General features: G+C 41.7%; 14 protein-coding genes. 2 read left to right on the forward strand and 12 right to left on the reverse strand.

Annotated elements, in window-relative coordinates:
• Nucleotides 1-56: 56 nt before the first annotated feature.
• Nucleotides 57-1,412 (forward strand): FAD-dependent oxidoreductase, encoded by a 1,356-nt coding sequence (locus F0361_RS17460; protein WP_154920703.1) that lies wholly within the window; start codon nt 57-59, stop codon nt 1,410-1,412.
• Here F0361_RS17460 and F0361_RS17465 read toward each other — a convergent pair.
• From F0361_RS17465 to F0361_RS17475, 3 genes are all read right to left on the reverse strand, one after another.
• Nucleotides 1,406-1,813 (reverse strand): DUF4174 domain-containing protein, encoded by a 408-nt coding sequence (locus F0361_RS17465; RefSeq protein ID WP_154920704.1) that lies wholly within the window; start codon nt 1,811-1,813, stop codon nt 1,406-1,408. The two genes, F0361_RS17460 and F0361_RS17465, sit on opposite strands and share 7 nt — an antisense overlap.
• Before the next feature lie 68 nt (nt 1,814-1,881).
• Nucleotides 1,882-2,661, reverse strand: coding sequence for a zinc ribbon domain-containing protein (locus tag F0361_RS17470; protein WP_138259497.1), 780 nt, complete (start codon nt 2,659-2,661; stop codon nt 1,882-1,884).
• A gap of 2 nt (nt 2,662-2,663) precedes the next feature.
• Entirely contained in the window at nt 2,664-3,758 is a 1,095-nt protein-coding gene (locus F0361_RS17475) for a Nif3-like dinuclear metal center hexameric protein (protein ID WP_154920705.1), read from the reverse strand.
• Nucleotides 3,759-3,809: 51 nt separating this feature from the next.
• Here F0361_RS17475 and lpxK point away from each other — a divergent pair, with 51 nt between their 5' ends.
• A complete protein-coding gene (gene lpxK / locus F0361_RS17480) occupies nt 3,810-4,817 on the forward strand; it encodes a tetraacyldisaccharide 4'-kinase (protein WP_154920706.1) in 1,008 nt (335 codons plus the stop codon).
• On the opposite strand, the gene F0361_RS17485 is transcribed toward lpxK, so the two are convergent.
• From F0361_RS17485 to F0361_RS17525, 9 genes are all read right to left on the reverse strand, one after another.
• Nucleotides 4,798-6,954, reverse strand: a complete 2,157-nt coding sequence (locus tag F0361_RS17485) for a hybrid sensor histidine kinase/response regulator (RefSeq protein WP_317131748.1) — start codon at nt 6,952-6,954, stop codon at nt 4,798-4,800. The genes lpxK and F0361_RS17485 overlap by 20 nt on opposite strands.
• A 59-nt stretch (nt 6,955-7,013) precedes the next feature.
• Complete coding sequence (gene gap, locus F0361_RS17490; RefSeq protein ID WP_154920707.1) at nt 7,014-8,024, reverse strand: type I glyceraldehyde-3-phosphate dehydrogenase; 1,011 nt, start codon at nt 8,022-8,024, stop codon at nt 7,014-7,016.
• Nucleotides 8,025-8,081: 57 nt separating this feature from the next.
• A complete protein-coding gene (lipA, locus tag F0361_RS17495) occupies nt 8,082-8,957 on the reverse strand; it encodes a lipoyl synthase (protein WP_138259501.1) in 876 nt (291 codons plus the stop codon).
• A 285-nt stretch (nt 8,958-9,242) separates the two neighbouring features.
• Nucleotides 9,243-9,794: an RNA polymerase sigma factor gene (locus tag F0361_RS17500; protein WP_394347776.1), complete on the reverse strand. Its 552-nt coding sequence runs from the start codon at nt 9,792-9,794 to the stop codon at nt 9,243-9,245.
• A gap of 26 nt (nt 9,795-9,820) precedes the next feature.
• Nucleotides 9,821-10,024 (reverse strand): membrane or secreted protein, encoded by a 204-nt coding sequence (locus F0361_RS17505; protein WP_138259503.1) that lies wholly within the window; start codon nt 10,022-10,024, stop codon nt 9,821-9,823.
• 147 nt (nt 10,025-10,171) lie between these two features.
• A complete protein-coding gene (locus tag F0361_RS17510; RefSeq protein ID WP_154920708.1) occupies nt 10,172-10,930 on the reverse strand; it encodes an anti-sigma factor domain-containing protein in 759 nt (252 codons plus the stop codon).
• Between the two features lie 2 nt (nt 10,931-10,932).
• Nucleotides 10,933-11,493: an RNA polymerase sigma factor gene (locus F0361_RS17515; RefSeq protein ID WP_138259505.1), complete on the reverse strand. Its 561-nt coding sequence runs from the start codon at nt 11,491-11,493 to the stop codon at nt 10,933-10,935.
• 204 nt (nt 11,494-11,697) lie between these two features.
• Complete coding sequence (gene murB / locus F0361_RS17520; protein ID WP_154920709.1) at nt 11,698-12,714, reverse strand: UDP-N-acetylmuramate dehydrogenase; 1,017 nt, start codon at nt 12,712-12,714, stop codon at nt 11,698-11,700.
• Between the two features lie 91 nt (nt 12,715-12,805).
• Complete coding sequence (locus tag F0361_RS17525) at nt 12,806-13,996, reverse strand: pyridoxal phosphate-dependent aminotransferase (protein WP_154920710.1); 1,191 nt, start codon at nt 13,994-13,996, stop codon at nt 12,806-12,808.
• Nucleotides 13,997-14,301 lie beyond the last annotated feature (305 nt).

Below are 14,301 nucleotides of genomic sequence, written 5' to 3' on the forward strand. Positions count from 1 at the left end.
ATTAATTTCTATTTTACCTTCCCGAATACCGTTAAAATAGACCAAGCATACCATTTATGACCCAGACTAAAAAGAATATTGCCATCATAGGATCAGGGCTAGTAGGCTCTTTATTAGCTATTTATCTTAAAAAGTATGGGCATACGATTACCGTTTTTGACAGAAGGCCCGATATTCGTGAGGTGGAATTCTCCGGTAGGTCCATTAATCTTGCCATGAGCAATAGGGGTTGGAAGGCCCTAAGGGAAGTGGGGATAGAAGATGAAATACGTAAAATAGGGATACCCTTGGATAAAAGGGCCATGCATGTTATAGGTAAACCTGAATACTTCCAAAAGTATGGGAAGGAAGGGGAAGCGATTTGGTCCATTTCCAGAGGCGTGCTCAACAAAAAAATGATCGACTTGGCAGAGCAGGCCGGCGTGGAGTTCAGGTTTGAGGAAAAGGTCTGGGACGTGGATTTGCCCAATGCCCAAGTGTTTACCGGAGAAACGGAAAAAGGCGCATGGAAGGCCTATGATTTTGATTTGGTATTTGGCTGTGATGGGGCTTTTTCCCGGGTACGTCACAAAATGCAGAGACGGAGTCGGTTTGATTATTCCCAGGATTTTATCGATGTTGGCTATAAGGAGTTAACGATACCGCCCAATGAGGATGGTTCGCATAAACTGGACAAGAACTCCTTCCATATTTGGCCCAGGGGTCAGTTTATGTTCATTGCCATGCCCAATTTGGACGGTAGTTTTACCTGTACCTTGTTCATGCCATTTGAGGGGGAAGTTTCCTTTGAAAGCATAAAAACGAAGGAAGATGCCATTCAATTTTTCAGCACCTATTTTCCCAATGTACGTAAGGATATTGAAAATTTGACCCATGATTTTTTCAAGAACCCTACCAGTGCCATGGTAACCATGAAGTGCTTTCCATGGACCTATTGGGACAAGGTGGCGCTTGTAGGCGATTCTGCCCATGCCATTGTGCCTTTTTATGGACAGGGCATGAACGCCGGGTTTGAGGATATTTACGTGTTAAACGAACTCATACGTACACACGGGGACGATTGGGAGACCATTTTCAGGAACTATCAGGAAATGCGAAAGCCCAACGCCGATGCCATTGCAGAATTGAGTTACCGAAATTTTAAGGAAATGAGCAGTAGGACGGCCGATCCGCTATTTTTGCTGCAGAAGAAAATCGAAAAGCGTTTCGCTGAAAAGCATCCAGAGAAATGGATACCAGCGTATAGCAGGGTGACCTTTTCGGACAGGCCCTATGCAGAGGCCTTGGCCGAAGGTGATTTTCAGGAAAAAATCATGAAAGATATCATGGCAATGTCCAATATTGAGACGATTTGGGATAGCCAGGAAGTCGAGGACAAAATATTGGAAGCCCTAAAGGATTCTTCTCAATAGTCCTTATTACGAATTTCTGCCCTTCGCATAGGCATACCATCGATACGGTCAAAGACCTTTTCCAAATCAAGGGGATAATCTTCTTTCATTTTGATGCCTCCATCCTTGCCGATCAGCAGGTAGCCATTGAATTCAGTAGGAAGGCTGATTTTGTAGCTCATTTTTTGGCCATCTGGAGTTGTCAATTCATTGTTTCTAAGAAAGAGGACGATCACATCCCTTTCATCGCAAGCTTCCATTTGGTGAGTCACTTTTTTAAATGCGATGTTGGATAGGGTTTCCTCCTCAGTGGCATCGGAAAGGATTAACACCCTATTATTCCATTGATAATCGGAAAGGTTTTGGGTGTATACCGTGTTTATGGACATAAGTAGTGTAATTATGGCTGCTAAAATTTTCATCTACAGGAAGATACAAAAAAACCGTCCTTTTTGGGACGGCTTTCAAAACTTTTGTGACTATAACGCTGTTATAATTTAGCGAAGAGTTTTTGCATCTTTTCCTGTTCCTCGTCTGCCAAGGCAGGGTCTACCAAAATCCGACCACTGTGCTCATCTGTTATAATCTTTTTTCTGGAAGCGATTTCCACTTGAACCTGTGGAGGAATGGTGAAGAAAGAACCACCGGAAGCGCCCCTTTCAATAGGTACCACGGCCAATCCGTTCTTAACATTGCCCCTTATACGGGCGTAGGCTTTTACCAAACGTTCCTCAATCAAATCCTGATATTTCAAGGATTCTTCCAAAAGCGCTTTCTCCTCTTTTTCGGTCTCTGCCAAAATAGCGTCCAATTCGCCTTTTTTATGCTTTAAGTGCGCTTCACGCTCTGCCAACTTCTCTTTGGTATCGGCAATCACTTCTTTCTTCTGCTCAATCTGTGCCTTGAATTCCTTGATGTTTTTCTCAGCAAGCTGGATTTCCAACTCCTGAAATTCCAATTCCTTGCTTATGGAGTTGAATTCGCGGCTGTTCCTTACATTCTTTTGCTGCTCATTGTATTTTTTTATCAAGGCTTTTGCCTCCTCAATAATGTTTTTCTTGGCCCCAATTTCATAATTGATGGTTTCCAAATCCGTCTTAAGCTTATCCAGTCTTGTTTTTAGGCCAAGCACATCGTCCTCCAAATCTTCTACTTCCAAGGGTAGTTCTCCACGTACATTTCTTATTTCATCTACTCTGGAATCAATCAATTGAAGGTCATACAACGCCCTTAACTTTGCTTCTACAGACGATTCTTCTTTTTTTGCCATATTTAAAAATACTTGATAGGATTTGTTATACTTTCCGATAAACGGATTGCAAAATTAGGAATTTTTTTCGTAAGATAATCAACTAAAAGGTTTTTTGTAAACTGCTCAGTTTCAAAGTGTCCAATGTCCGCAATGACCATTTTATTTTCGGCTTCGTAAAACTGATGGTATTTAACGTCGGCCGTAACGAAAACGTCGGCTCCCGCGGCTTTTGCGGCTCCAATGGCAAATGCCCCGCTTCCCCCTAAAACCGCCACTTTTTTTACCGGTGAATCCCTCAAATTGGAATGTCTTACCACTTGGGCCTTCATCGTCTTCTTAAGGTGTTTCAAAAAGGATGTTTCCGGCATGGCTTCCTCAAGTTCACCGATCATTCCCATACCTATCTGCTGGTTTCGGTTCTCCAAGGAATATACTTCATAGGCCACTTCCTCATACGGGTGGTTTGTCATCAAAGCATCCAAAACATTTCTTTCAGAGGACTTTAGGTAGGTCACATGGACCATTGTTTCCCTTTCAAAATGCGTCTTTCCAATTTCTCCTATCGTTGGATTACTGTTTTCGCCCGCTTTATAACTTCCTGTTCCTTTAAGCGTAAAACTACAATGGCTGTAATTGCCGATATTTCCGGCACCCGCTTCAAAAAGTTTTTTCTTGAGCTTCTCTGCTTCGGCCACTGGAACATAGGTGGTGAGTTTACGGATCGTATCCTTTTTGGGTATCAGTATCTCATTATTGATAAGGCCCAAGACCTCACATATTTTGGCATTGACCCCGTTAAAGGAATTATCCAGGGCCGTGTGGATGGCATAAATCGCGATGTTGTTCCGAATCGCCTTTAATACGGTGCGCTCCACATAGTTTTTACCGGTTATCTTTTTTAATCCCCCAAAAATAATGGGGTGAAAACTAACAATGAGGTTACAATCCTTGGCAATTGCCTCGTCCACTACAATTTCCAAGGTATCCAAGGTCACCAAAATTCCGCTTACCTCCATGGAACTGTCGCCTACCAAAAGACCGACGTTATCAAAATCCTCCGAGTGATCCAAAGGAGCAAGTTCTTCCAGAATTTGGGCAACCGATCTAACCGTCATTTTCAATGAATTATAAGGTTTTCAAAGATAAAATATTATAATTTCGTTCTAATGCAACTCTTGAGAAAACTTCTGTTCCCATTTTCGTTGATCTATGCCCTTGTGGTCCATTTGCGGAACTTCCTGTTCGATAAAGGTGTTTTCTCATCCCAAAAATTTGATGTCCCCATTGTTTGCATAGGGAATTTAAGCGTTGGCGGAACAGGGAAGACCCCAATGACGGAATTCCTTATCGTACTATTGAAACCTCATTATAAATTGGCCGTACTGAGTAGGGGTTACAAGCGCAAATCGGATGGATTTTTATTGGCCGATGAACAAACCACCGTGGAGGCACTTGGCGATGAACCTTTTCAGATACATCAAAAATTCCCCGATGTAGCCCTTGCCGTTGATGCCGATAGGAGGGAGGGAATCCGGTTATTGTCCGATGCCGTAAAACCTCAAATGATTATCCTTGATGACGCGTTTCAACATAGGAAGGTCAAGCCCCATTTTTCCTTTTTACTGACGCCGTATGGAGATTTGTATACGGATGATTGGTATCTGCCAACGGGTAATTTGAGGGATAGCAAAAAAGCGGCCCAACGTGCGGATATTATTGTTGTTACTAAGTGTCCTTCGAAAATAACAAAGACCGAGCAAGGTACAATTTTGGAAAAGCTAAAACCACATAAACATCAGGTCGTTCTTTTTAGTTTTTTGGATTATGACGATGCCTTTCACGGACCATCGGAAAAGATGGAAGTTGAGGCCCTGCACGGAAAGGAAATTACCTTGGTGACAGGGATTGCCAATCCTGCACCCTTGGTAGGTTATTTAAAATCCAAGGGTCTCACCTTTGAGCATTTGGCGTTCAAGGATCATCATTTTTTCACCCAAAAGGAAATCGATTTGCTGAACCGGAAACGGTTGGTCATTACTACGGAAAAGGATTTTGTTCGATTGCGAAATCACGTATCGAACCTGTATTATCTGCCTGTAATGCATCGGTTTATGGGCGACGGTCAGCATATTATCTATGATGCCCTTACCAAACTTATGAAAGAGAGGTCCTAACCTTTTTATCAAAGATGTTTTCCCCTATTTTCTGATAGAATATTTCTGGCTTAAAGGGCTTTGTTACCACATCGTTACACCCAGCGGCGTAAAAGCTCTCCACGCTATCGTCCAGAGAGATGGCCGTAAGTGCAATGATGGGGGTGGTTTGGTTGAATTTTCGAATTTGAATGGTCGCCTCTTCCCCACTAATGCCCGGCATGTGAATATCCATTAATATGGCATCATACTCATTATCCTTGGCGAGTGCAACGGCCTCTTCCCCGCTACCTGCAATATCGCAGCTGATCTCCTTTTTATTGAGCATTTTCTTGGTAATCACCTGATTGATCTTGTTATCCTCCACCACCAAGATGTGAAGTCCCTTGAAATCATATTCGCCTTTGGTAATTTCAAAAGCGATCTCATCCTCCAGCTCTTCCTTACTTTTCATATCGATTTCAAAACTGAAGGAACTTCCTTCGCCCAAATTGCTCCGCAGCTCAATCTTACTCTCAAAAAGACCCAAAAGACTTTTTACAATGGTAAGTCCCAATCCGGTACCACCGTATTCCCTATTTATCTGAATGGATCCTTGCTCAAAGCCATCAAAAATACTTTGCTGTTTTTCTTTGGAAATACCAATTCCGTTGTCCTTTACTTCAAAATAAAGGGTGACATCCTCCCCATTTTTCTCCTTGAGTTTACAGATGACCTCCACAATACCCCCACGGGTAAATTTTATGGCATTGCCAATAAGGTTCATAAACACCTGGGAAAGCTTCAGTGGGTCGCTCATCAAATGATTTGGAATCTCACTATCATAATCCAAAATCAATTTTGTCTTGTTTTCCTTGGCACTCTGTTGCAGGGAATCCATCACTTCATTGATGACCTTTTTCAGATTGAACTCCATGTGTAAGGGCTCCAGTTTATTGGCATCGATTTTATTGATGTGAAGAATGTCATTGATAAAGTTCAAGAGATAATCCCCGGAAAACTTCAAGGCCTTTAAGTGCTCTTTTTGATGTTCGGCGGGGTTCTCTTCCAATAATAGATGGGTAAGCCCAGTTACAGCGTACAACGGTGTGCGCAATTCATGGCTAACCGTTGATAGAAAGTTGGTTTTGGCCTCCATGGCCTGTACGGCCCCATCCCTGGCTACTTGTAGTTCCCTATTTTTTGTCTGCAAAAGGTCGTTCGTCTTTAATTTGATCTGATTGTTTCTATAGAGGGAAACCGCCAATAAAGAGATTATAATAAGAAATGCAGAGGTTAAAATAGCCGTTAGCTCAGAACGGTTTTGGGATTCCTTCAATTCCTGTATGGTATTTTGTTGTCGCGCTATTTCTTCGGTTTTGTAATCGTCCCTAATTTTATCCGCTGTTTTTGCCTCGACACGAACTTTTTCTATTGTGAACAACGAATCTTGAATGTCCAGTAAGTTTGTGCTATTCGATAACGCCTTTTCATAAGCACCCAACTTTCCATAGACTTTTGCCAGCATGGCATTAGACTGTCTAATTTCGGAAAAGAAACCATTGGTATTGGCAAGGGCCAGGGCCTCTTCACCATTTTTGGCACTCTCCTCAAAATTTTCGGTTTTATAATGTAACTCTGCCAGTCCTAAATAACCACGTGTAGACAGGTAGTCCTTTTCATAAATATCAGAGTTTACCACCAATGAATTCAAGTTTTTTGCGGCACTCTCATATTTTTCCAATCTCAGGTAGATCAATGCTTCGGTCAGTAAAATATTGTTGAAGAAATTTCTGTCGTTATTGAGTTGTTTTGCCTCGTTCAACATAAACAGTGCCTGATAGCTTTGATCCGCCCTAAAAAGTAAGATCGCTTCAATATATTTGTGAATGGCATCACCATAAGGGTAAGCAATATCGGCAAGTAGTACACTGGTTCGGTCCCAATAAAATTGAGTATCTTTTTCCCTATCCAACTTTAGGTAGAGAATTGCAAGCTCATGGTAACAATCAATCAGCCCTTTTATATCCTCGTCCTTTTCGGCTTCTTCCGCTGCTCTGTCCAATGTTTCAAGGGCCAGATCAATTTTGTTCTGATTCCTCAGTCTTCGCGCCTCGTCAAAATAAGGATCCATATCCCTTACGGGAACCGAATCTTGGGAATGGAGGGATAATCCCACTATTAAGAAAGCAAAAAGTGGTAGTAGCTTTAAAAGTTTTTTATGAAAGTATGTCTTTCTCAAATGTACTTTTTAGTTACCATTAAGTGTATGAGGTCGATAATTCTACTACTGTACCCTGTTTCATTATCATACCAACCAATAATTTTGACCATTTTTCCAATAACGGAGGTCATTAGTGAATCAAACGTACAAGAATAAGAACTATTGTTTATATCAATGGAGACTATGGGATCTTCCGTATAAAAAAGTATGTTTCTTAGTTCATTTTTGGACGCTTTTTCAAAAGTATCATTAATTTCCTTTATTGTGGTATTTCTTTTAACATTGAAGGTAATATCTGTCAATGAGCCGTTTGGGACCGGTACGCGTATACCACAACCGCCAATTACATCCTCCAAATCCGGAAAAATGCTGGTCAAGGCTTTAGCCGCTCCTGTGGTCGTAGGAACGATGGATTGACCCGCCGCCCGTGCCCTCCTTAAATCCTTGTGGGGCTGGTCGTGAAGACTTTGGTCCGATGTGTAGGAATGGATGGTGGTAATATATGCCTGCTCTATGCCGCAAAGATCATTGATGACCTTGATCATTGGGGCCGCGTTGTTGGTTGTACAGGATGCGTTGGATATAATTTGGTCTTCCTTGGTCAAGACCGATTCATTTATACCATAGACCACCATCTTTATATCCTGATCTGCGGGTGGTACAGAAAGAATAACCTTTTTTGCGCCGTTTTTAATGTGATTATCTAAAGACTCCTTAGTCTTGAATTTCCCAGTACTTTCAACCACCAAATCTACTTGGAGCAAACCCCAGTCAATATCCTTTGGGTGTAATTTGTTCGTTAAGGCTATTTTGGTACCATTGACAATCAAGGTATTTTCTTCAAAAGTGACTTTGCCTTTAAATACACCGTGAATACTGTCGTATTTGAGTAAATGGGCGAGCGTTTCCGCGTTCGCAAGGTCGTTTATGGCAACGACCTGTAGGTCTGGATAGTTTTGAACGAGTCTGAGAAATGTTCGGCCAATTCTCCCGAAACCATTGATTCCTATTCTGATTTTTTTCATTGTTACCGCAATTAAACAGAAATCTTTACAGGTCTCAACGTCTCCAAGAATGTGCTATTAATGAATATGTTTATGCGCCTTGTAGGAAGAACGAACCAAAGCCCCACTCTCTACATGTCTAAAACCCATTTTCAGTCCAATTTCCTCGTATTTTTTGAATTGGTCCGGGGTAATGAATTCCTTTACCGGAAGGTGTTTTTTGGAAGGCTGTAAATACTGTCCAATAGTCACCACATCTACATTGGCATCCCTTAGATCGCGCATCGTCTGGATGACCTCTTCTTCCAATTCTCCAAGCCCTAACATGATGCCAGACTTTGTCCTGTTCACACCATTTGCACGCAAATATCGTAAGACTTCCAAACTACGCTCGTATTTTGCCTGTATCCTAACCTCGCGTGTCAACCGCTTTACCGTTTCCATATTATGCGAAACAACCTCGGGGGAAACTGATATAATTCGGTCCAAATGTTTTTCAATTCCCTGAAAATCGGGGATCAATGTTTCTAAGGTTGTTTGGGGATTCATTCTTCGAATGGCTTTAACGGTTTCCGCCCAAATAATCGAACCCATATCTTTGAGGTCGTCCCTGTCCACGGATGTGATAACGGCATGTTTTATACCCATGATCTTAATGGAACGTGCTACTTTTTCCGGCTCTGCCCAATCTACATTTTCCGGACGTCCTGTTTTAACACCGCAAAAGCCGCAGGACCGTGTACAAATATTACCAAGGATCATAAAGGTCGCTGTACCCTCGCCCCAGCATTCGCCCATATTTGGGCAACTACCGGATGTGCAAATGGTGTGCAAATCATATTTGTCCACCAAACCTCTAAGCTGGGTATATTTCTTTCCGGTAGGAAGTTTAACCCTTAACCACTTTGGTTTTCCTTTGGGAGGAGCTACATTTTCTTTAACTGCTTCGGACATGCCAATTTTTTTTACAAATATACGAAGTAAATAGTCTAAAGTTCAATCTTGAAAGGGGTGTGCCATATTCTTACTGAATGGCCCATATGCCAATAATCCCGGATTATGCACTGGAAAAGCTGTTACCGTTAAAAATCGCCTCAAAATAAAACGTTACGCTGTATTTTCAATATTACCATAGCGGTGCTATGCCAAAATTTCCAAACCACATTATTTATGCTTTTTATCTTCACGACGCGCTCCTAATATATATATATATATATATATATTTCGGGATAAACGGAACTATCTTCTGTTGCGTATGATTTCGGCCAGTAGCTTTTTGGCTCGAAGAATTTTCACCTTGATATTGTTGATGGGTTCGTTCAGCTTCTCTGCGATATCGGCATAACTAAGTTCATTGAAATAGCGAAGGTTGATAACCTCCTGATAATGGGGTTTCAAGCTTTTGATATCCCGAAGCAAATCGGCCAAATTCTGTTCTTGGATGAGTTGGTCCTCCATGGAAAGCGCATCGTCATGTACTCCTTTTATGGCATCATCGTTTCGTTGCGAATCCAGAAGACTTTTCTTCCGCTTCCTGACCAAATCAATATGAATGTTCTTTGATATAGTTATCAGCCAAGTTTTAAATGAGAATCGAGGGTCGTACGTATTAATTTTGTCAAAGGCCTTGGAAAATGTCTGTATGGTGATATCCTCGGCGTCATTTTCGTTTTCGGTGCGTTTTAGCTGAAAACCATAGACCTCATTCCAAAACCTATCCAGTAATCTACTGAATGCTATCTGATTACCTTCTTTGGCCTTGATGATAATGTCATGAACGTCCTCTGTCAATATGATGGTAAAAATTTAATGGGTACCTAGGAGGTCACGGCCTCCTTTTTGCAATCCTGTTCCTCTGGAAGTTTACCGCACATGCCACATGCTTGGCCATCCTTGTTTAAATAGGGACTTTGGCTAGCGCACGTTCCGGCGAACTTCCCGTCCTTCTTGGCCCATATTTTTATGGCTATGCCAGAGATAGCCAATGCTAAAAGTCCAACGGTAAGGAGTATAAGTTTCATATATGTGCTTTTATTATAGGTCCTGATTTCTAACTGAAGAACCCTTGGATTCCAATAGTACAGGATCCTGATTTTTTAATCCGTTACAAAGGTAAAAAAATAAAGCCCCAATTTGGGGCTTTAAGACTACTTTATAATATGGGCACATCAGTATGCGATGTTCGCCACAATATTGTCCACCGTAGGGATTTCATTGCCACCCTTGGGCTCAATGGTGATGTAGCCCATCGCATTTTCAGCATATGGAAGTGCCAATAATTTCTGACTATCTCCTGCCTCTTCAATAATGCCCAGGTTCAACATTTCGCCATTCACCTCGGCCCACATTTGGAAACACTGGTTTTCCGGTAAATTAGGGAGGTTGCTTACATTGATATAGGACAATTTTTTAACAGGATTTATATATGCGACCGCCTTCAGTTCCTTCGCTTTTTTGTTTCCGTTAACATTGAATTTTCTTGTACTTGGATTGTTTAGTACAATGAATTGGTTTCGAACATCTTCCAATTGTTGTTTCATATCCGCTTCCAACAATTTTATCTTGTTGCTTACCATGGAATTTTCTTCCTGTAAATTCTGGTTTTGGTCCCAGAAGAAAAAGGAAGATCCCGCGAAGATTATTGCCACGATACTGGCCGCGATCGCAAACCTGAAGAATTTTTTCCTTCCCACCCGTTCTGATTTTATGCGGGCGGTAATTTTTTCCTTCAATCCTTCCGGGGATTTGATGGCATGGAGCTTTGCAAAAATCTCCAAACTTTCCTGTAGTTCATTGTAAGCTTCCCTTACCTCAGGATACATGGCAATGTACTGCTCTACCTTTGAAGCCTCCAAATCTGTGGTAGTCCCAAGAAGATAGTTTTCCAGTAAATCCGTTTCCAAGAACTTTTTAATTTTATCCTTCATAACTATATCATATTTATGAGAAGCAAAAGCACTGCAGGGCCATAAACTTTCCTCAATTCGCGCAATCCGATTTTTAACCTGGATTTAATCGTTCCAAGGGGAATCCCCAATTCTTCACTGGCCTCTTGTTGGGTCATTCCCTGAAAAAACAAAGCGTCCAGGACGATTTGATACTTTTCCTCGATCTTGTCCAGATGTTCTTGAACATCCATGAATTCAGGTCTTGTACTTTCAATTCCTAAATTATATACGTCTGAAACGTCTATTTGGATTTCCTTATCGGTTTTTGTATTTAAACTTCTTAATTTATCAATGGCGGTATTTCTGGTTATCCTGAACAGCCAAGTAAAAAGTTTTGCTTTGGTGGGGTCGTAGGAATCGGCTTTTTTCCAAATTTTAACGAAGCTTTCCTGTAAGACATCCTGGGCCAACTCCTCGTTTCTAAGTACCTTGTTGGCAACCCCCAAAAGTGTGTCCCCGTAATTGTCGTACAATAGGGAAATGGCCTTGTCATTCCGCTCCTGCAATAGCTCAACAATATGTTTTTCAAGTAGTATGCTCATAGCCTAGCGGGGATGCTTAATTTTTTTTTGGGTGCAAGATCCAAGGTAGGTTGTTCGTCCGTATATCCATAAACGCTAATTTATAAAATTGATTGCTAAAGCGGCGTTATCTAAAATATTATCTTATAAGTGAGCAGCTGGTAACTGCCACTTAGTTTTTGGTTAGTTTGGTTTGGTATAACCCCTGGGATTTTATTTCAGGGGTTATTTTATGAGATTGACTTCGGGCTCAATGGTAATACCGAATTTAATTCGTACTTCCTCAATAATCATATGGGCCAAATTTAATATATCGTTTCCGGTCGCGCTTCCATAATTTACCAAAACCAAGGCCTGTTTCACGTGCACTCCCGCATCCCCAAAACGTTTCCCCTTGAAACCACTTTGTTCAATCAGCCATCCAGCCGGAATCTTATAGGCTTCTTCCGAAACTTTATAAAAGGGAGCCTCCGGGTATTTAGCGATGAACTCCTCAAACACTTCTTTGGATATTACGGGGTTCTTAAAAAAACTTCCGCTATTACCCAGTTCCTTGGGATTTGGTAATTTACTGTTTCTAATAGTTATAACCGCGTTGGAGACGTCCTTTATGGTAGGTGATTTACAATGGTTTCTTTCCAATTCTTCGTTTATGGCACCGTAACTGGTATTTATAGCATGGTTCTTTTTGGTAAGCCTTAGTGTTACCGAAGTAATTACATATTTATCCTTGCCCTCATTTTTGAAAAATGAATCCCTATACTCAAACCGACAGTCTTCTTTTGAAAAATATACCAATTCTTGATCGGCCCTTCGTATGGCTTCGCACCCCACAAAAACATCCTTTAATTCAACCCCGTAGGCACCTATGTTCTGTACGGGCGCGGTTCCCGTATTTCCGGGGATCAACGACATATTTTCCAGCCCACCAAAATCCCGTTCCAAGGTCCATAAAACCATTTCATGCCAGTTTTCACCGGCCATCACTTTAAGTTCAACACGGGAATCATCTTCATTTTCGATAAAAATGCCCTTTATGTTGATATGGATGACCAAGGCATTGATATCCTGGGTTATCAACATATTGCTGCCTCCGCCCAAAATAAACTTGTTTGGATAGGAATTGTCGGCCAAAATCCGCTGAAGTTCCGCTACCGAATTTATTGCTACAAAGAACCTCGCCTTGGCATCGAGGCCAAAGGTATTGTAGTCCTTTAGGGAATAATTTTCGTGTATTTGCATGCTTTGTAATTTAGGTCAGCAATTGGCTTATTGAACACATCCTTATTACCAATGTGCGGATGGCAATAATGATTCTTCAAAGAAGGTTTCCCTAACCGATATAGGTTTTAAGGGCCTCGCCCAAGATATGAACCGCCCTTTTTAGGGAGGCCTGGTCCAGTACATAGGCTATCCTAATTTGGTTTCTGCCCAGTCCTTCCGTGGCATAAAAGCCTGCTGCCGGGGCAACCATGACGGTTTCGTTGTTTACCCTAAAGTCCTCCAATAACCATTGTGCGAAATCATCCGCGTCCTCAATGGGCAATTCCGCAATGCAATAGAAAGCGCCCTGTGGTTTGGCCACTTTTACTCCGTCCAATTTTTCAAGTTCGGAAATCAATAGATTTCTACGGGCAACATACTCGGTCTTAACTTCGTCAAAATAATTTTGAGGGGTTTCCAGGGCTGCCTCACTAGCTATTTGCGCATAGGTCGGCGGGGAAAGTCGCGCCTGCGCGAATTTTATGGCCGTTGAAATCACTTCCTTGTTCTTGGAAACCAAAAAACCTATTCTGGCCCCGCACATACTGTATCTCTTGGAAACGGAATCCACGATAATTCCGTGCTGCTCCAAAGAAGGTTCCTGCAAAATTGAATAATGGTCCTTGTCATCATATACAAATTCCCTGTACACCTCGTCGGCAATAAGGAATAAATCATGTTTGAGAACGATTTTGGCCAGTTTCCTAATTTCCTCCTCGCTGTAAAGATATCCCGTAGGATTCCCCGGATTACAGATGAGGATGGCCTTTGTTCTTGGGGTAATCAATTTCTCAAAATCCTCAATGGGAGGTAGCGCGAAATTGTTTTCCAATTTGGATACTACGGGAACGACCTTCACGCCACTTGCCGTGGCAAAACCGTTATAATTGGCGTAAAATGGTTCGGGGATTATGATTTCGTCATCGGCATCGGCAATGCTGCCCATGGCAAAGGCGAGCGCTTCGGAGCCCCCTGTGGTAACGATGATATCATCGGCAGTGACCGATATTTTATTTTTTTGGTAATAGGCCGCCACTTTTTCCCTGTAAGCTTCTGAGCCTTCGGTTCGGCTATATTCCAAAACATTCAGTTGGTTATTTTTTACGGCATCCAAGGCTATTTGTGGCGTTTTGATATCCGGTTGCCCTATGTTTAGGTGGATTACGTTGGCACCTTTTTTCTTGGCATTTTCCGCAAAGGGGACCAATTTTCTAATGGGGGATTGCGGCATCGCAAGCCCTTTTTGGGAAATTTTAGGCATGTCAAATACTTTTTGACAAAAGTGGCAAATGATTGGGGAATCTACAATATATGGGCTGTTTATTTATTGGTAATCATAATCGGTAAACAAATACTAGGCTTCACTCACTATCCATTCATTATTGCCGATGGATTCTTCGTGGATTTGCCCCTGGGTAGATAACCCATTAAATCTTTCCTTTCCGAAGCTAGTAAGTTTTTGTGAAATGTTAAAATATACCGATGTGGTGAAAAATTCCGTATCTTACTATTGGTCAAACAATTGGAAACGAACATGTTAATAAGGCGCTTGAAATTTTTGTTGCT

Origin of the sequence: Maribacter flavus (assembly GCF_008386635.1) — a bacterium.
Classification (GTDB): domain Bacteria; phylum Bacteroidota; class Bacteroidia; order Flavobacteriales; family Flavobacteriaceae; genus Maribacter; species Maribacter flavus.

Coding starts and splice junctions, on each gene's coding strand:
- F0361_RS17460 (WP_154920703.1), top strand. CDS start 57: ATGACCCAGACTAAAAAGAATATTGCCATCATAGGATCAGGGCTAGTA.
- F0361_RS17465 (WP_154920704.1), bottom strand. CDS start 1,813: ATGAAAATTTTAGCAGCCATAATTACACTACTTATGTCCATAAACACG.
- F0361_RS17470 (WP_138259497.1), bottom strand. CDS start 2,661: ATGGCAAAAAAAGAAGAATCGTCTGTAGAAGCAAAGTTAAGGGCGTTG.
- F0361_RS17475 (WP_154920705.1), bottom strand. CDS start 3,758: ATGACGGTTAGATCGGTTGCCCAAATTCTGGAAGAACTTGCTCCTTTG.
- lpxK (WP_154920706.1), top strand. CDS start 3,810: ATGCAACTCTTGAGAAAACTTCTGTTCCCATTTTCGTTGATCTATGCC.
- gap (WP_154920707.1), bottom strand. CDS start 8,024: ATGAAAAAAATCAGAATAGGAATCAATGGTTTCGGGAGAATTGGCCGA.
- lipA (WP_138259501.1), bottom strand. CDS start 8,957: ATGTCCGAAGCAGTTAAAGAAAATGTAGCTCCTCCCAAAGGAAAACCA.
- F0361_RS17505 (WP_138259503.1), bottom strand. CDS start 10,024: ATGAAACTTATACTCCTTACCGTTGGACTTTTAGCATTGGCTATCTCT.
- F0361_RS17510 (WP_154920708.1), bottom strand. CDS start 10,930: ATGAAGGATAAAATTAAAAAGTTCTTGGAAACGGATTTACTGGAAAAC.
- F0361_RS17515 (WP_138259505.1), bottom strand. CDS start 11,493: ATGAGCATACTACTTGAAAAACATATTGTTGAGCTATTGCAGGAGCGG.
- murB (WP_154920709.1), bottom strand. CDS start 12,714: ATGCAAATACACGAAAATTATTCCCTAAAGGACTACAATACCTTTGGC.
- F0361_RS17525 (WP_154920710.1), bottom strand. CDS start 13,996: ATGCCTAAAATTTCCCAAAAAGGGCTTGCGATGCCGCAATCCCCCATT.